The organism is Streptococcus sp. ELY_90, assembly GCF_058314475.1.
Genome location: NZ_JBZFUJ010000002.1, coordinates 155,070 through 170,847, shown reverse-complemented (window position 1 = coordinate 170,847; position 15,778 = coordinate 155,070). Strand labels below are relative to the sequence as shown.

General features: G+C 41.2%; 16 protein-coding genes. 6 read left to right on the top strand and 10 right to left on the bottom strand.

Translation table 11 applies throughout. The features are described 5' to 3' along the window. Positions 1–86: 86 nt before the first annotated feature. The 7 genes from AC4HAF_RS02435 to AC4HAF_RS02405 all read right to left on the bottom strand — a co-directional run bounded on the left by AC4HAF_RS02435 (position 87) and on the right by AC4HAF_RS02405 (position 7,360). Entirely contained in the window at positions 87–695 is a 609-nt protein-coding gene (locus tag AC4HAF_RS02435) for a DUF6287 domain-containing protein (protein ID WP_491096523.1), read from the bottom strand. Between the two features lie 15 nt (positions 696–710). Then, positions 711–3,593 (bottom strand): GBS Bsp-like repeat-containing protein, encoded by a 2,883-nt coding sequence (locus AC4HAF_RS02430; RefSeq protein WP_491096522.1) that lies wholly within the window; start codon positions 3,591–3,593, stop codon positions 711–713. A 142-nt stretch (positions 3,594–3,735) separates the two neighbouring features. Continuing rightward, positions 3,736–4,053, bottom strand: a complete 318-nt coding sequence (locus tag AC4HAF_RS02425) for a hypothetical protein (protein ID WP_491096521.1) — start codon at positions 4,051–4,053, stop codon at positions 3,736–3,738. 33 nt (positions 4,054–4,086) lie between these two features. Next, entirely contained in the window at positions 4,087–4,659 is a 573-nt protein-coding gene (locus AC4HAF_RS02420) for an acyltransferase family protein (protein WP_491096519.1), read from the bottom strand. Positions 4,660–4,914: 255 nt separating this feature from the next. Further along, the gene (gene eno, locus AC4HAF_RS02415) at positions 4,915–6,213 is read right to left on the bottom strand and encodes a surface-displayed alpha-enolase (protein ID WP_491090773.1); all 1,299 of its coding nucleotides are present in this window, start codon (positions 6,211–6,213) and stop codon (positions 4,915–4,917) included. Positions 6,214–6,410: 197 nt separating this feature from the next. Then, positions 6,411–7,061, bottom strand: coding sequence for a DUF4352 domain-containing protein (locus tag AC4HAF_RS02410; RefSeq protein ID WP_491096518.1), 651 nt, complete (start codon positions 7,059–7,061; stop codon positions 6,411–6,413). A gap of 23 nt (positions 7,062–7,084) precedes the next feature. Beyond that, complete coding sequence (locus tag AC4HAF_RS02405; RefSeq protein ID WP_491096517.1) at positions 7,085–7,360, bottom strand: hypothetical protein; 276 nt, start codon at positions 7,358–7,360, stop codon at positions 7,085–7,087. Between the two features lie 137 nt (positions 7,361–7,497). On the opposite strand from AC4HAF_RS02405, the gene AC4HAF_RS02400 reads away from it, so the two are divergent. Together AC4HAF_RS02400 and AC4HAF_RS02395 are read left to right on the top strand one after the other, a co-directional pair. Further along, positions 7,498–7,950, top strand: coding sequence for a YueI family protein (locus AC4HAF_RS02400; RefSeq protein WP_491096516.1), 453 nt, complete (start codon positions 7,498–7,500; stop codon positions 7,948–7,950). A gap of 9 nt (positions 7,951–7,959) precedes the next feature. Continuing rightward, a complete protein-coding gene (locus tag AC4HAF_RS02395) occupies positions 7,960–8,622 on the top strand; it encodes an HAD family hydrolase (protein WP_491096515.1) in 663 nt (220 codons plus the stop codon). A 168-nt stretch (positions 8,623–8,790) separates the two neighbouring features. Here AC4HAF_RS02395 and AC4HAF_RS02390 read toward each other — a convergent pair whose 3' ends face one another. Together AC4HAF_RS02390 and AC4HAF_RS02385 are read right to left on the bottom strand one after the other, a co-directional pair. After that, complete coding sequence (locus tag AC4HAF_RS02390; protein WP_491096514.1) at positions 8,791–9,462, bottom strand: response regulator; 672 nt, start codon at positions 9,460–9,462, stop codon at positions 8,791–8,793. Next, the gene (locus AC4HAF_RS02385) at positions 9,459–10,997 is read right to left on the bottom strand and encodes a Spo0B domain-containing protein (protein ID WP_491096513.1); all 1,539 of its coding nucleotides are present in this window, start codon (positions 10,995–10,997) and stop codon (positions 9,459–9,461) included. The genes AC4HAF_RS02390 and AC4HAF_RS02385 overlap by 4 nt, the downstream gene beginning before the upstream one ends. A gap of 337 nt (positions 10,998–11,334) precedes the next feature. Here AC4HAF_RS02385 and AC4HAF_RS02380 point away from each other — a divergent pair, with 337 nt between their 5' ends. Further along, positions 11,335–12,654 carry a 2-hydroxycarboxylate transporter family protein gene (locus tag AC4HAF_RS02380; RefSeq protein WP_491090783.1) on the top strand — a complete coding sequence of 440 codons (1,320 nt, stop codon included), beginning with the start codon at positions 11,335–11,337 and terminating at the stop codon, positions 12,652–12,654. A 34-nt stretch (positions 12,655–12,688) separates the two neighbouring features. After that, positions 12,689–13,852 carry an NAD(P)-dependent malic enzyme gene (locus AC4HAF_RS02375; RefSeq protein WP_491096512.1) on the top strand — a complete coding sequence of 388 codons (1,164 nt, stop codon included), beginning with the start codon at positions 12,689–12,691 and terminating at the stop codon, positions 13,850–13,852. Between the two features lie 136 nt (positions 13,853–13,988). Here the strand turns inward: AC4HAF_RS02375 and AC4HAF_RS02370 are convergent, their stop codons facing one another. Beyond that, positions 13,989–14,966, bottom strand: coding sequence for a hypothetical protein (locus tag AC4HAF_RS02370; RefSeq protein WP_491096511.1), 978 nt, complete (start codon positions 14,964–14,966; stop codon positions 13,989–13,991). 246 nt (positions 14,967–15,212) lie between these two features. Here AC4HAF_RS02370 and mazE point away from each other — a divergent pair, with 246 nt between their 5' ends. Further along, complete coding sequence (gene mazE, locus AC4HAF_RS02365) at positions 15,213–15,428, top strand: type II toxin-antitoxin system PemI/MazE family antitoxin (RefSeq protein WP_491096510.1); 216 nt, start codon at positions 15,213–15,215, stop codon at positions 15,426–15,428. Then, positions 15,418–15,774: a type II toxin-antitoxin system PemK/MazF family toxin gene (locus AC4HAF_RS02360; protein WP_491096509.1), complete on the top strand. Its 357-nt coding sequence runs from the start codon at positions 15,418–15,420 to the stop codon at positions 15,772–15,774. The genes mazE and AC4HAF_RS02360 overlap by 11 nt, the downstream gene beginning before the upstream one ends. Positions 15,775–15,778 lie beyond the last annotated feature (4 nt).

Genomic DNA, 15,778 nt, shown 5'->3' with positions numbered 1-15,778 from the left:
TCTACCTCTTATCCTCTTAATTATAACAGAAAAAACCGCAGATATCTGTGGTTTTTAAAATATTATTCAGAAGTTTTTCAGTTTTATTAATGGTCTGATACATGATAATAAACATGCTCTGTCAGCTGACTGCTGCTCAAATCCTCAGAAGAAATGATACGGTCTTTTGATTTATCAGATGTATCTGTCTGCCCATTAGGAAAGTATTGCTGGGACAGAGTATGGTTGGCCGGAACCATATAGAGAATCAGATTGGTTTTGTTCCCTGTTTCCACATTCAGCAAGAGAATACCATTCTGGTCAATATCCAACAGACTGACTGTCATTCCAGAAGTTGTCAAGCCTTGGGCATTAAAATTAAGATTCTGCCCTTGGGCATTTTTCCAAGTACCTGCTGCAGTGCTGTAATCAGCCTTCAAGATAGCACCTGTATCAATAGGAACGAGACTCTCTGCCTCATGGCTCTCCTCACTGGAAGAGCTGGAGGACTGAGTGCTTTCCGAGGTGGACTCTGCCGTCTTCTTTTGCTCAGATGAGCTGTGCCTATCGCTCTTATGTGATTTCGACTGCAAACTTGTCTTAGGAGAAGCCGATTCCTCCCTGTCATTATTCTTTTTCTGATTTGAGCAGCCGACAAGAAGAAAAACTGACAGCAATACGACAGCAACACGCTTGAAGATAAGTTTCATTTTCATAAATCGAACTCCTTGTTACGACTGTCGGGTAAAGCGGCCGGTATAGTCAATGTTTTCATCTAAAGGATGAGATAATTTAGGAGAAACACTTGTGTATTGCCAAGCCGCTGCATTGGCATAATAATTAAAGGATTTAGCCTCTTCCTGACTCATGTAAGTATAGCCTTTGGCATAGTGGGCAATCCAAAAATTGTTAAGGCCAAATTGTCCTGTATTGACACTTCCGCCACGGATATCCAACCAGCTTGCCATGGTATAGTGAACCAAGTTGCTGTAACCCAACCGCTTCATCTCATTTTGCCAGGCCTGAACATTGGCATTGATGTTGTTCAGCATAGAAGATTCTTCCATGTCATTGACCATAACAGTCGAAGAGGACAAGCCATGTGCCTTAGCAGCATTGACAAAGTAACGTGCTTCTTCCTGTGCTCCTGCTGCTGATGTGTAGTGCGAATAGTGATAGGCAGAAACTTTGACACCTGCTGCTTTGGCATTAGCAATTTGTGATTTTGCATAAGGATTGATATAGCTGGTACCTTCTGTCAGCTTAACAACAACTCCCTGAATCCCTTGCTGCTTTAAACTTTTAAATTCTGCAACAGAAATACTTCCGTTATGACTGCTGATATCAATAAAGTAAGATGGCAGAGCAATCGCCGGCTTTTCAGCTTCCAATTGATAAGTTCCTGTATCAAAACCAGCTTCTTGGCCGTCTTGATAGGTCACATAAGCATGAACATGGTAGCTTCCTTTGATGTACCCATGATTTTTTTCATTGACCGTAATACTGATTTTGCCGTCTTTGACAGTATTGCTGGTATACCAGTAGAGATTGCTCTGTTTGTCTTCTGACCAAGCAGCGACCTTAACAGATTTTAGTTTTTTAGAATTACTGTTTTCCGTAATGACAACATCCAAAGTACCTTTCTTAGCCTGGTGATTAATCACGGCAACCTTGGCATTAGCGATTTTAGCCGCAGCAACTGTAAATTCTTTTCCTCCCATGCCGATTAATTTATTGTTTTCCAGCCTGCTTTTGCCATAGACATGAGCATTGTAGCGGCCTGTTTCAAACTGATGGTTTTTAAGGAGAACTTTGACCTCATAGGTTTTGTCTGATACCTTGCGGGTTCCGTACCACTTAATATCATCCTGATTGTTCTTGCTGGTCCACACAGGAACCTGCACGGAGGAGATGTAATAAGGTACATTTTTAAGCGTAACAGTGTACTCATTGTCACCTGTTTTAGAAATGCTTGTTGTTACAGTCGGTTTGGGAACTGTCAGTGTTGCTGTCCCAAGATCTGACAATCGGCCGTTTTGATTATGATAGACATGGATATTATAAAGACCGTAGCCCTTGTGATTATCATATCCGGCAACTGCTTCACCACGCTTATCCGCCTGATACCATTTCAGGTCGTCCTGACCTTTTTCATTTGACCAAACGGCAAAGGAAACCTTGCTCTTATCCTTGATATTAGCGGCAGTTAGCTTCAGTGAAATCCCTTTGGGCGTTAATTTAGCCTCGGCGACTGATTTGGTAATTTTATAAGTTCCTAAAATTTTTCCTGACTTCGTTCCGTCAGTATAGTCTGTATAAACATGAACATGGTAAAGTCCGGAGACGTCAGCATGGTTAGCAATATTTATTTTAGCGGTCGCTTGATTATTGACAACTGCCGGTGTATACCATTTCAGATCATCCTGACCCTTGTCTTCTGACCAGACAGCAACACTGACAGATTTTATGGCATTTGTAGTCGGACTGCCTTTAACAACTACATCAAAAGTACCTGAGGTTTCTTTGTAACCCACGACTGAAGCCACCGCATTGGAACGGCTGTCAGTATTATTAAAACCTGAACTTGTACCTAAACCAATTTGAGACTGAGTAACAGCGCTGTAGCCGTAAATGTGAGCTTGATAGTGTCCCAGAGTATTTTTATGATTCTGCAGATTGACCGTCGTTTTATAGCTGCCGCTAGCTGTTTTTACTGCCTTATACCACTTAAGGTCATCCTGGCCGTTTTTATCTGACCATACGGGAATCTGAACCTGTGTGATGGTAATTGGCACATTAGAGACAGTAATGTCAACATGATTAGCCGAAGTCTTTTGAATTTTTGTTTTAATCTGCGGCCTAGCAATCGTAACAGTCATCGCATTGAGCCCAATCATCTTACCTTTTTGATTTGCATAGGTATGGACATGATAGACGCCATATTCGCGGTGATTTTTAAATTCAGCATAGGCAGCTCCCATATTATTAGCGGTGTACCACCTAAGATCATCCTGTCCTTTTTGTGCCGTCCAAACTGCAAACTGAATCTTGCTGCCCTTGGCAATAGGCTGTTTGTACTGTAATTTTATCCCTTTTGCTTCAACTCTAGCGGCTGTCACTTCCTTAGGTTTAGCCGCTTTTTGCACAGTTGCAGCACTTGACTGAGGAACCTGTGTCACAGCTTCTCTTTTTAAAGGGGCAGCTTGTTTGAGAGACTGAGAAGACGAGGATTGTTGGCTTTGAACATCAGCTGCAGCTGTTGCCGGCTGACTTTGACTTTGGTTGTCTGGCTGATCAGATACAGACTGGTTCGTCGTTACAGCAGCAGGCTCTTTAACAACTTGAGAGGATTTTGCAGCTTGCGGTTCAGTAACAGCCGTCTGGGCATCTGCTTGTCCTGCTGTCTCCTGACTGACCGTACTTGTGCTTGGAAGCGTGTTTGCTTCTGATACCGATGTTTCAGTGCCGGATACTGCCGTTACCTCAGAAGATACCGGCTTATCTGAGACAGAGGAAGTCTGAGCTGTTTCGTCTGCAGACACCTTGCTTGCAGCCATAAAAAGAGTCAGAGCCAAGGGTATCATCAGATAAGTTTTAACGTTATTTTTTGCCATATTGCTTTCCTTCAAAATATACTTGTTTTCATTATAACATATTCGCAATTGCCGCTCAAAACCAGCTGTTTTCTCTGCAATATTTTAAGTCTCATTTTTTACAATTATAAAAATAACAATAAAGATAAAAGAGATCACTCTTCTATCTTCCATATATAATTCTGTTTAGCTTTAACTTACTAGCGATGTAATCCACAATTAACGGGAATAGTACACCAACAATGATAAGTATGATAATCAATACAAGTATATTCTCAAAGCCCATAAACCTCGTTATTATTATTCTGCTGCCAGCTATTGCTAAAATATGCCATAAGTAAATGGGTAATGATTTAATGCCAAGATATTCAATCACCTTGTTTTGTTTGAATGATTTTGAAAGCATGACAGTTACAGCAGTTCCCAGTAAGCCATAAATAAAAAATTCTAGTAAGTCAATATCGAAATAATAAGCTGCCATTGAAATAATCGCTAAGAATATTATAATCCACAATTAGTACTTTTTTAACTGTTTTTCATAGTCAAAAAACATTGAACCCAAAACCAAGAAAATAAAATGATGGAAAATTCTTGACAGTTCCCAACCACTCATCCAAGGTGTGGCAGCAAACAAAGCTAAAGATACTAATAAGACCAGTTTACTGTTTTTTAATAACTTACTAAGAACATAAAACAATATTGTCATAAAGAACAAGTCATATAAATACCAAAATTGTCCTAAAGGATCAATTGGCAGCGATATAATCTTATCCCACCCTTGACCGCTATTGGTAAATCTAGAAAAGACAGCCATGATTGAGCCTTGAGTAATTCCCCATAAAAAGTATGGATAAAGTAAATTTTGTGCTTTACTCTTCAGTACTTTTGCAAACTCTCTAGCAAGCATCTTATTCAAAAACAAACCTGATAAAAAAAAGAATAAAGGCATATGGAATCCGTAAATTATTGCATGCTGAATATCATAACTTCTGAAAGAATAGCCGCCTTCAGCAAGCCCCTCTATAACATGTCCATATACGACTAAAAATATAGCAAACCCTTTAGCTACATTTACCCATCTAACCAAATTAACTCTTCCTTACCGTTAATATTCTATACAGTATTATACTATAGTCTGACATTTAATATCGACTATGCAAAATTTCGCTGAAGCCCAGCGTTTACTAATACAAGCGACAATTCAAAAATACAGAAAAACATTGCCGCAGACAAGCTCGACAAAATTAACAAACGATAAATACTTACCCCTTATTTAGCCCATCGAAAACCAAAAAACCTCAGCATATAAACTGAGGTCTTTAAAAGGTTATTCAATCACCGATTATTTTTTCAAATTGTAGAATGATTTCAAACCGCGGTATTCAGCCACTTCACCAAGTTGATCTTCGATACGAAGCAATTGGTTATATTTAGCAATACGGTCAGTACGTGACAGTGAACCTGTCTTGATTTGGCCGGCGTTAGTTGCAACTGAAATGTCAGCAATTGTTGAATCTTCAGTTTCACCTGAACGGTGTGATACAACAGCAGTGTAGCCAGCTTCTTTAGCCATTTCGATAGCTTCAAATGTTTCAGTCAATGTACCGATTTGGTTAACTTTGATAAGGATTGAGTTAGCTGCACCTTCTTTGATACCGCGAGCAAGGTAGTCAGTGTTTGTAACGAAGAAGTCGTCACCAACCAATTGAACACGTCCGCCAAGGCGTTCTGTAAGAGCTCTCCAGCCTTCCCAGTCATTTTCATCCATACCATCTTCGATAGTGATGATTGGGTATTTGTTTACCAATTCTTCAAGGTAATCGATTTGTTCTGCAGCTGTACGTTTTGCACCTGTTTCACCTTCGAATTTAGTGTAGTCATAAACGCCGTCTGCATAGAATTCTGATGATGCACAGTCAAATCCGATGAATACTTCTTCACCTGGTTTGTAACCTGCTGTTTCAATAGCCTTGATAATTGTTTCTACAGCATCTTCAGTTCCGTCAAATTTAGGAGCGAATCCGCCTTCGTCACCAACAGCTGTTTCCAGTCCGCGTTCTTTAAGAATTTTCTTAAGAGCATGGAAGATTTCAGCACCCCAGCGAAGAGCTTCTTTAAATGTAGGTGCACCGGCAGGTACAATCATAAATTCTTGGAAAGCAATAGGAGCATCTGAGTGAGAACCGCCATTGATGATGTTCATCATTGGAGTTGGGAGAACTTTAGTGTTGAAACCGCCAAGGTAGCTGTAAAGCGGAATTTCAAGGAAGTCTGCAGCAGCACGGGCTACGGCGATAGAAACACCAAGAATGGCATTAGCACCAAGTTTACCTTTGTTTGGAGTACCGTCAAGAGCGATCATAGCACGGTCAATAGCTTGTTGGTCACGAACATCGTAGCCGATAAGTGCTTCTGCAATAACATTATTTACGTTATCAACAGCTTTTTGAGTCCCAAGACCACCATAGCGTGATTTATCTCCATCGCGAAGTTCAACTGCTTCGTGTTCACCAGTAGAAGCTCCTGAAGGAACCATACCACGTCCGAAAGCACCTGATTCAGTATAAACTTCTACTTCAAGTGTTGGGTTACCGCGTGAGTCAAGGACTTCGCGAGCGTAAACATCAGTAATAATTGACATTATGTTACTCTCCTTATGAGTTTTAATTTTTACATGTTAATAATACCACAAAGTTAGAACTTAGGCAAACCAAAAAAAGATTTGTTTGCTGATCTTCTCTTTTTTGCCCTGTTTTTTTCTGAGAAACAGACCTCTGACTAAAAAAGACCGGAAACACTTCAGCTGTTTCCGGTCTTGTGATTTTATGCATCTAGCGGTTAAACTGAGCGGGAGTTTTTTTGATAGGCAGACTGAGGTACCCAGTAAGCATTGCCGAAATTGACGATATAAGGGGATGTTTTAGAGATGGTGAAATAAATTTTGACATCAATGGTCTTTCCCGGTTCAATGGTCTCTGGAATTTTTTCATTGGCGGCATAGTCGCTTAAGTCTGCAATATCAAATGTTCTGTCATAGATATAGAAATCTTGGGGACTGAACTGAATCATGTTCCTCGTTGTATTTTTCACGCTGACAGTCAGAGCAATTTTTTGATCGCCATCAGAAGTCTCCTTCATCTTAGTATTTGATACTGTTTTAACACCTGTTACAGTGACCTCTTCACCGCTAGCCAATTCAGCGCTCTCGCCAAAAATATACTGTTTAATTTTATTATTTGGATCACTGTACCAATCATCATAGCTGCCGCTGCCATTTCTTATCCTATCATAGAGCTTTAGCCGTTTAATTTCTTTTTTCTTGTTGGCAATGGTTCTGTCCTGCATAGCGTTTGTCGCCATCCATTGGTTAAAATCCTGTCTGGATGCTATATAAAGAGCACTCATAACCAGGGTAATGAGAAAGAAAAAACCTGCTAAGCTCATAAAGACAATACTGATAATTTTCCAGACATTCGTTCTTTTTCCCATTTTCGTCTCCTTACTGTCCGCTTCTAATCATCGTAGCTTCCATCTAAACCGCGGTTCCAGCTGTAGCGATAGTAAGTATTTCTAATATCTTTAGCTTCTTTTTCCTTATACTTTCTCGCTGTTTTTCGATAGTCGGAAATTTTATCTTCCTTATCTTCTGAACGTTCAATTAACTGATGAACATCCTGATGGGATAAAACGTACACGGTTGTCATAGTCACCGTTGAAATGACAAAAACACTGGTTAAAACAATGAAGATTATGCCGAGAACCTTCCAGACATCTGTTTTTTCTTCCATTTTTCCTGCCCTCCCTCAACTTTTCTTGGGTTGATTATATCACTAAATTTCCTTAAAAAGCAAATTCTGCTTTATCCGCACAGCTTTTCTCTGTAAAATAGTGTATAATTTTGATAAATGATAAAACGAGGTGAACAATGACTGATTTAGAAAAGAAAGTTCTGGAAAGTGCCCAGGGTGAACGCCGGTTAAATCCTGATGAACAGCGCAAGTATTTGGGCACTTTTGCTGAGCGTTTGGTGCTGAGTATTTTTTTAGCAGATGCTGAAAAACAGGCTGTTTTTGAGGCCATAGATAGTGTTTTTGCCGACCTCAAAGCAAACTACGGTGAATGTTCCCTGAAAATTTCACCCAAGCTGTCGCTGAACAGCCAAATGGTTTACATGAAAAAAGCACAGAAAGCCGATCTGTCTGCAACCATCGTTGATGAGGACAATTCTCAGTCTCCTTTTGGCCTGCTGGCGCATACAAACAAGGCTGAAAACCTTGAGAATACTGATATCAGAGTCCTCTATCCCAAGCTATTTAAAGAGCAGGCTGAACAGCCCCGGCCAAAGTCTTTTTGGAAAAAATGGTTTTCAAAAGATTAAGGAGAAAGTATGTATCAGACAATTTTATTTGATTTAGACGGTACCTTGACCGATTCAGGACAGGGAATCCTTAATTCTATCCGCTATGCTCTGACTCAGCTAAAACATCCGATACCAAATGATGACCTGCTGAAAACCTTTATCGGGCCTCCTTTAAAAGTCAGCTTTGAACAAACTCTGGGGCTGTCTTTTTCTGAAAGTCAGGCAGGCATTCAATTTTACCGGGAGTATTTCAGACAAAAAGGAATCTTTGAAAACCAGATTTATTCAGGTGTTCCTGAACTTCTGACAGCCTTAAAAGAGCAGCAAAAACAGCTCTTGGTCGCTACATCAAAGCCCGAAATGTTTGCGCGGCAAATTTTAGAACACTTTGAACTCAGTCATTTTTTTGACTACATTGCCGGTGCCAGTATGGACAGTTCCCGCAGCAACAAATCAGATATCATTGCCTATGCTCTGGCAAACGTCAGCAGCACAAACCTTCGTGCAGCCCTTATGGTTGGCGATCGGAAATATGATATTGCAGGTGCCAAGAAAAATCACATTGCTTCAGCTGGCGTGCTTTACGGATATGGCAGCTTGGAGGAATTACAGGCTGCAAAAGCTGATTATATCGCCAAAAACACGCAGGATTTAAAACGGATTGTGCTGGAAACCAGCAAAAACAATTAGCATTTAAGGTATAAAGAAAGTGAGGAAAATCATGATTTTCCTCACTTTTTAGGAGATTTATGAAAAAGAAAGTTTTAGGATGGTTATAATATAACAAGGAAGGCTTAAACGAAACTTAAGATTGTTTGCTGTTTATAATTTTTTATTTAACCTTGCAGAATAGCCTTTTTACTTTTTTCTTTCAAAGACTTTATAAGGACGTCCGACTTTTGTATAAATAACTTGACTCTTAAGGTACTCATGTTCCTCTAGGTAGGAGATGTATTTGCGGATGGTCACATGCGAAATCTGACAGCAGTCAGCCAGTTCTTGAACGGTAAAGGGAGCAGACAGTTTTAAGATGGCTGCTTTTACTTTATCCAAAGTCTCCAAAGACAGTCCCTTATCAAGATCTACTCTATGCTGAGGAGCATCTGCTTTACTGCTCACAAGCTGATCAATCTGAGCCTGCTCTACAGTGTCTTTATTCAGATTGATCATTTGTCTGATAAAGAGATTAATGCTTTGCTGAAAACGCTGATTTGTAAAGGGTTTGATCAAATAGTCGACAACGCCTAAGTGAAGCCCTTCCTTAACCGTTTGGGCTTCATTGGAGGCTGTGATGAGGATGACATCACTGCTGCAGCGGCGTTTTCGCAGCTCACTGAGCAAATCCAGACCGTTCCCGTCTCTCAGGTGAACGTCCAGCAATATCAAAGCGACCTCACATTTTTCCAGAAGTTCCTTAGCATCTTTTAAAGAATTAGCCGAATAAATATTGTCAAACTGTCCGCCTTTTTCCAAGTAATTGCGGTGGATAAATTCAACCATCGGATCGTCTTCTATGATGAGTACGTTCATGTCTTTGCCTCCTTGTAAGGTGATACCAGAACAAGCCGGATGAAGTTTTCTTCTGCTTTCATGTCAAATGCTGCCTGATTTTCCTTGAGTATCTGTTTAAAGAAATGGTTGTCAAAATGACTTTGCAGCTGCTCTTTTTGATCCTGCGGCAGCGTGAGAAAATACCTGGTTGTCAGCTCATTGTCTTCATAGTGAATCACCAAAGAAAGGTTTCCCTCCAGCACCAATTGTAAGAGAGCATGGTGAATATAGCGGTAAACATTGATAAGAGCTTTGGTTTCTTCCTCATTTTGGTTAGCCGGTATTTTGGGTGAGATTTCAACCAGAAATGGTATCTTTCGTTCAGTAAATTTTTGACGTTCACCATTGAGAAACCCTGCAATCTGAGGATTTTGCACCAAAAAGGACAATTGGTGAGCAAACTCCTTGTCCGGCGCCAGAATATCTTCCAAATAAATTTTCAGCTCCTCATAAGCATTGAGATCGGCTAAACCGTAAATCACGTGAAGACGGTTGACAAACTCATGCGTCTGAGCCTGAAGCGATGAAGCGTAGGCGGTCGTATTGGCCAGCTGGTCCATGATCAGAAAAGACTCGGTCGCATTTCGCAAAAAAATAATCCAGCCGATCAGCTTACCGTTGACCTCGATCGGGGCAGAAGAAAAAATGTAATCCTGTCCTTTTTGACGATAGACCTGCTCTTTTTTGTCCTTGAGCATCTCTTTCGAAAAAGCTGTTATCAGCTGTTCAATCGGCTGATGCACTAAGCTGTCTTTTGCTCCGCTTTGTTTGCGATAAAGTTCCTCAGCCGCAATATTAGCCAGATTTATCCTGTACTTAAGGTCAATCACGACCATGGCATCCTTTGTCTGATCCAGCATGGCATTGCGTTCTTCAAACAGACGAGAAAGCTCCCGCGGCTCCAAATTCAGGAGCTGCTTTTTTAGGTAAAAAGCGAGGCCGGTTGCAGCTGCAAAACCTATTGTCATGCTAAGAAGCAGCGCTAAAGAGTAGCCCTGCCGAGAATTCTTAATAAGCGTACTTAAAGACTGCACCTTAATGCCCAATACCGCAACGCCGATTTGCTTTTTCTTAGCCTTATCAGCATAGATGGGAACAAAGCCTCTCAACGATTTGCCGAGGCTCCCCTGACTGACCGAGACTTTGGTCTTTCCTTTGAGGGCAGGCAGCTCATCGCCCCCTTCAAAGTGCTTGCCAATCTTGCTTTTGTCAGGATGGGTCAAACGAATGCCCTGCATATCCATAACCACTACAAAATCCAAATGATGGATTTTAGCAATTTTTTTAGTATATGCTTCAAGCTTATCATCTCTCTTTTTAGTTAAAAGTGCATGTTTAATCTGAGGATCAAGAGCCAGCTGGCGGCCAACAGACAGCAAATGCTCTTCTTGCTGCTTGCGAATAAGCTGGGAGTGCTGATAGAGGGTCAGTCCATAGAATAAGGAAGCCATCAGCAGCAGTATTAAGATAAAGACCATGGTCAATAAATTTCTGAGATGCAATCCCTTCCTCATGCTCAAATCTCCTATTCTCGGATAACCCAATGTCAGGCGCAGGTCAAAGTATGCCTGCCACAGTTTTGCAGTTTTTTATTCCCTCTTATTATCTGTCTTAAAGAAAGCAGAACCGAAAAAATGATTGCCCCAGACCATCTTTCCCCTTTTAAATCAGCTGACAAGGCTCTTTTGCTGCTTTAAAAAAACCGTTTTATTGTCCATTATTATACCATATTCTTAAAACGGCAGCCGTTCTTAAAAAAGTTGATTTACTTAAATTACTTAAAAAATCTTAAGTTTAAAAAGCAGTTTTTCTATAATGGGGGTAATTCCAATCATTTAGGAGGAGAAACTTATGGCAAAAGAGAAAACAGCTGAGACGTCTCCAACAGGATGGGATAAATGGATGAACCGCTATGTCGGCTCTGTTCCCCTCCCTGTCTACGTCGCCTTATCACTCATTATATTAATAACAGCCCTCTTGCAGCAGCTCCCGGTCAATATGCTGGGCGGCTTTGCTGTTATTTTGACTTTGGGCTGGCTCTTAGGAACGATTGGTGCCAGCATTCCAATTTTAAAAAACTTTGGCGGACCGGCAATCCTTTCCTTATTGATGCCGTCCATTTTAGTTTTTTTCAATCTCGTCAATAAAAATGTTTTGGATTCTGCTGATATCCTGATGAAACAGGCTAACTTTTTATACTTCTACATTGCCTGTTTGGTCTGCGGTAGTATTCTGGGAATGAACCGCAAAATTCTGGTACAGGGACTGATGCGAATGATTATTCCGATGATGCTGGGTATGGTTTGCGCTATGGCTGTCGGAACGCTTGTCGGCGTTTTGCTGGGACAGGATTGGAAACACACGCTCTTCTTCATCGTAACCCCGGTTCTTGCCGGCGGAATCGGCGAGGGTATTCTTCCGCTGTCGCTGGGCTACAGTGCTATTACCGGCATGGGAAGCGAGCAGCTGGTGGCTCAGCTCATTCCTGCAACGATTGTCGGTAATTTCTTTGCCATTATGTGCACAGCTATCCTATCACGCTGGGGCGAACGGCGGACGGATCTTTCCGGACAGGGGCAGCTGGTAAAAATGAAATCAGAAGACGATATGGCTGATGCCCTTAAAGATACTTCCGGTCCGCTTGACATCAAAAAAATGGGAGCCGGTGTATTGACAGCCTGTACCTTGTTTATCGTCGGCCATCTGCTGCAGCATTTGACTGGTTTTCCGGGACCGGTACTGATGATTGTTGCTGCTGCCGCTCTCAAGTATCTCAACGTCATTCCGACTGAAACACAGCACGGAGCTAAACAGCTTTATAAATTTATCTCAGGCAACTTTACCTATCCTTTGATGGCGGGACTTGGTCTTCTTTATATTCCTTTGAAGGATGTTGTCGGGGTTCTGACCCTGCCTTACTTTATTATCGTTATCAGTGTTGTCTTTACTGTTATTTCAGTAGGATTTTTCGTAGCTCGTTTTATGAATATGTATCCTATTGAAGCTGCTATTATTTCAGCTTGCCAAAGCGGTATGGGCGGTACAGGTGATGTTGCTATTTTAAGTACAGCAGACCGCATGAATCTCATGCCCTTTGCACAGGTAGCAACACGGCTCGGCGGAGCTATCACTGTTATTACTATGACAGCTATCTTACGGATTATCTTTTAATGATTAAATAAAAATAGAAACAGGAGAAACAATTATGGCAAATGAAGATGTTAGAGAATTGGCCTTGCAGCAAGCAAGAGAAAACGGCGGCAAATTAGAAGTTGTTTCCAAGGTTACCGTCGAAAACAAAAGGGATCTGAGCATCGCTTATACACCGGGTGTTGCTGCCGTTTCATCGGCTATTGCAGAAAACGAGGAGCTGGCTTATGAGCTGACAACCAAAAAAAATACTGTTGCGGTAGTCAGCGACGGCTCGGCCGTTCTTGGGCTGGGAAATATTGGAGCTGAGGCGGCTATGCCTGTTATGGAAGGCAAGGCAGCACTCTTTAAACGCTTTGCAAATGTTGATGCTGTTCCGATTGTTCTTGCTACACAAGATACCGAGGAAATTATCGCAACGGTTAAGGCCATCGCTCCAACCTTTGGCGGTATTAACTTAGAAGACATCAGTGCACCGCGCTGTTTTGAGATTGAGCAGCGGCTCATTGAAGAGTGTAACATTCCTATTTTTCATGATGACCAGCACGGAACAGCCATTATTGTCCTGGCAGCCGCCTTTAACAGTCTGAAACTGATTGGCAAAACCCTTGATGAGGTCAAAATTGTTGTCAACGGCGGCGGATCGGCCGGCCTATCCATCACACGTAAATTCTTAGCTGCCGGCGCCAAACATATTACCGTTGTTGATCGAACAGGTATCATCAACGAAGAAGACAGCAGTCTTCCTGCCCACCATGCCGATATTGCTAAGGTTACCAACCGTGAGCATCTCTCAGGTGACTTACAGACAGCTCTTAAAGGTGCAGACATTTTCATCGGGGTCTCCGCACCGGGTGTCCTTAAAAAGGAATGGATTAAAGAAATGGCAGACAAGCCTGTTATCTTTGCCATGGCCAATCCTGTTCCTGAAATTTTCCCTGATGAAGCTATTGACGGCGGTGCTTACATCGTCGGAACAGGACGCAGTGATTTTCCTAACCAAATCAATAATGTTTTAGCCTTTCCGGGCATCTTCCGCGGCGCCTTGGACGCTCGCGCCAGAAAGATTACCATTGACATGCAGATTGCTGCAGCACACGGCATCGCTGATCTTATCCCTGATGCCGAACTCAGCCCGACCAATATCATTCCGGATGCCTTCCAAGAAGGCGTCGCTAAAACCGTTGCTGCTGCTGTCAGAGAAAGTGCCGCACACTAGAGTCACAATTCAAAGGCCAGTAAGCTACTCCGCATAAGCCAAAAAAGACTGAATTTGTACTGTTTTTCTAAATCGGACATCAAAATCCAATTTAGGGACAGCCAGATTCAGTCTTTTTATGCAGCCATTTTAAGGCTCAGTCTGCTTTTTTTGCTTTGGTGTACTGGATATGCAAATGCTTAGACAATTTGCGGTAAGTAAATTTAGAAAAGTTAAAGTCTTCAAGCGATTTCGTGATTTCTGGGTTTTCCATAGTCCAAAAATAATCTACTCTCTTTCCAGACCTGACAGGAATAATCTCGTCCGGGCGTTTGCCTAAAATGGTTAAACTCTTGACTTCTTTTTTATTGTGCCACATGCCAAAGTATAAATCCTGCTCTGCCATGGCTGAGACACCTGCTCCCGGCGTATATTTAAAGAAGTACTCTTCGGAAATACTGTCACAGGCAGCATCATCACAGTCATATAAGTAATAATCATCTAAGTAATCTTTCATAAAATATTCTTCCGCAGCAGGTTTAAAATATGTGCCGTCTTTCACCTCCAGCGTGTATACTGTAAAGGTCTTTGATTTGCTGGGAGTATAAAAATAATGCACAGTGCCCCTTAAGCCTTTAATGTAAAAGAAATCTTCATTCGTTTTTCCCTTTATTTTTTTAAAATGATTCAAGGCTTCGCTTTCAGTTGAGTACCAGCGACCATTTTCTGATATTTTTTTCCGTTCTTTATGTCTATTTACTGACTGATTGGATGAATGAGTCGATCGGACACCAAAGGACTGAGGCAGATCAGAGACATCTGATTTTATAGTAAAAACAGTAACAAGGAACATAATGATCACTGTCATAACAGAAGCCAGGCAGGTCAGTAGAATCTTTTTTAAAATCTTTTGATACTTGAGCATAAAGACAGCGCTAATCAGCATATTGAAAGGCAGAAAAGCCATTATAGCAATGACCAACACTTTCATCTGCACAGGCGAAGCATCTTTAGGCAAAAAATCCGTAACAGCATAAATCATCAAACTGACTAACAAGAAACTGCTCACAATAATCATACTTGCAGCCAGCCATTTTCTTAGTTTGGATTGTTTTTCCTTTTGCTTAGCAGACATAGTTTTTCCTCTTTTCTGTCAATAAATTTTTATTCAATATTGTTGACATTTGTCTTTTTTGCCATTATTTTCCTCTTTTTAACAATTTTATTACACTTATTATTATAGCACTATAAAAATACTATTTATACCAAGACTTGACTATTTTTGTCTAGTTTTCCCGAATAATCTAAATGAAAACCATTTGACTTTGCAAGTCCTTTTGCATATACTTGATGTATACAAAAGAGTTTAGAGGTGATTTTCATGGTAACAGTAAAAGCGAGAAAGGTTGGGAATTCTATGACGGTGACGATTCCAAAGGATTTAAAGGTAAAAGAAGGCACCGAATTCTCTGTTTACAGAGGGGTGGATGGTGTGATTGTTCTGGCACCAAAGCTTGCAAATCCTTTTGATGGCAAGACTGATTTAGCCATGTCCGACGATTTTGAAGGGATGGCTTTGCTGGATCATGAAGCCTAACTATATTCCCCAGAAACAAGATTTGGTCTGGATAGATTTTGATCCTTCAGCAGGCAGAGAAATTCAAAAACGCCGACCGGCACTCGTGGTTTCCAGTTACAATTATGCTAAGCAAACTGGTTTTGTGGCAGTCTGTCCTATCACCCATGGACAAAAGAAACTGAAAGCACAAAATCTTCTTGTTGAGGTCCATCATCCAGAGATAGATGGTGATGTCAACCCTTTCCAACTGCTTACCTTTGACTATCGTGCCCGCAACATTCAGAAAGTCGGACAGCTGGACACTGGGGCTTTTCAAAAGGTGGCACAGCTTTATCCCTACATTTTTGAAGATTCAAAGGGTTAATTCT

Excerpts from the sequence above, each read along its gene's own strand:
- AC4HAF_RS02435 (WP_491096523.1), bottom strand. The coding sequence starts at position 695 with ATGAAAATGAAACTTATCTTCAAGCGTGTTGCTGTCGTATTGCTGTCA.
- AC4HAF_RS02430 (WP_491096522.1), bottom strand. The coding sequence starts at position 3,593 with ATGGCAAAAAATAACGTTAAAACTTATCTGATGATACCCTTGGCTCTG.
- AC4HAF_RS02425 (WP_491096521.1), bottom strand. The coding sequence starts at position 4,053 with ATGGCAGCTTATTATTTCGATATTGACTTACTAGAATTTTTTATTTAT.
- eno (WP_491090773.1), bottom strand. The coding sequence starts at position 6,213 with ATGTCAATTATTACTGATGTTTACGCTCGCGAAGTCCTTGACTCACGC.
- AC4HAF_RS02410 (WP_491096518.1), bottom strand. The coding sequence starts at position 7,061 with ATGGGAAAAAGAACGAATGTCTGGAAAATTATCAGTATTGTCTTTATG.
- AC4HAF_RS02405 (WP_491096517.1), bottom strand. The coding sequence starts at position 7,360 with ATGGAAGAAAAAACAGATGTCTGGAAGGTTCTCGGCATAATCTTCATT.
- AC4HAF_RS02400 (WP_491096516.1), top strand. The coding sequence starts at position 7,498 with ATGACTGATTTAGAAAAGAAAGTTCTGGAAAGTGCCCAGGGTGAACGC.
- AC4HAF_RS02395 (WP_491096515.1), top strand. The coding sequence starts at position 7,960 with ATGTATCAGACAATTTTATTTGATTTAGACGGTACCTTGACCGATTCA.
- AC4HAF_RS02390 (WP_491096514.1), bottom strand. The coding sequence starts at position 9,462 with ATGAACGTACTCATCATAGAAGACGATCCGATGGTTGAATTTATCCAC.
- AC4HAF_RS02385 (WP_491096513.1), bottom strand. The coding sequence starts at position 10,997 with ATGAGGAAGGGATTGCATCTCAGAAATTTATTGACCATGGTCTTTATC.
- AC4HAF_RS02380 (WP_491090783.1), top strand. The coding sequence starts at position 11,335 with ATGGCAAAAGAGAAAACAGCTGAGACGTCTCCAACAGGATGGGATAAA.
- AC4HAF_RS02375 (WP_491096512.1), top strand. The coding sequence starts at position 12,689 with ATGGCAAATGAAGATGTTAGAGAATTGGCCTTGCAGCAAGCAAGAGAA.
- AC4HAF_RS02370 (WP_491096511.1), bottom strand. The coding sequence starts at position 14,966 with ATGTCTGCTAAGCAAAAGGAAAAACAATCCAAACTAAGAAAATGGCTG.
- mazE (WP_491096510.1), top strand. The coding sequence starts at position 15,213 with ATGGTAACAGTAAAAGCGAGAAAGGTTGGGAATTCTATGACGGTGACG.
- AC4HAF_RS02360 (WP_491096509.1), top strand. The coding sequence starts at position 15,418 with ATGAAGCCTAACTATATTCCCCAGAAACAAGATTTGGTCTGGATAGAT.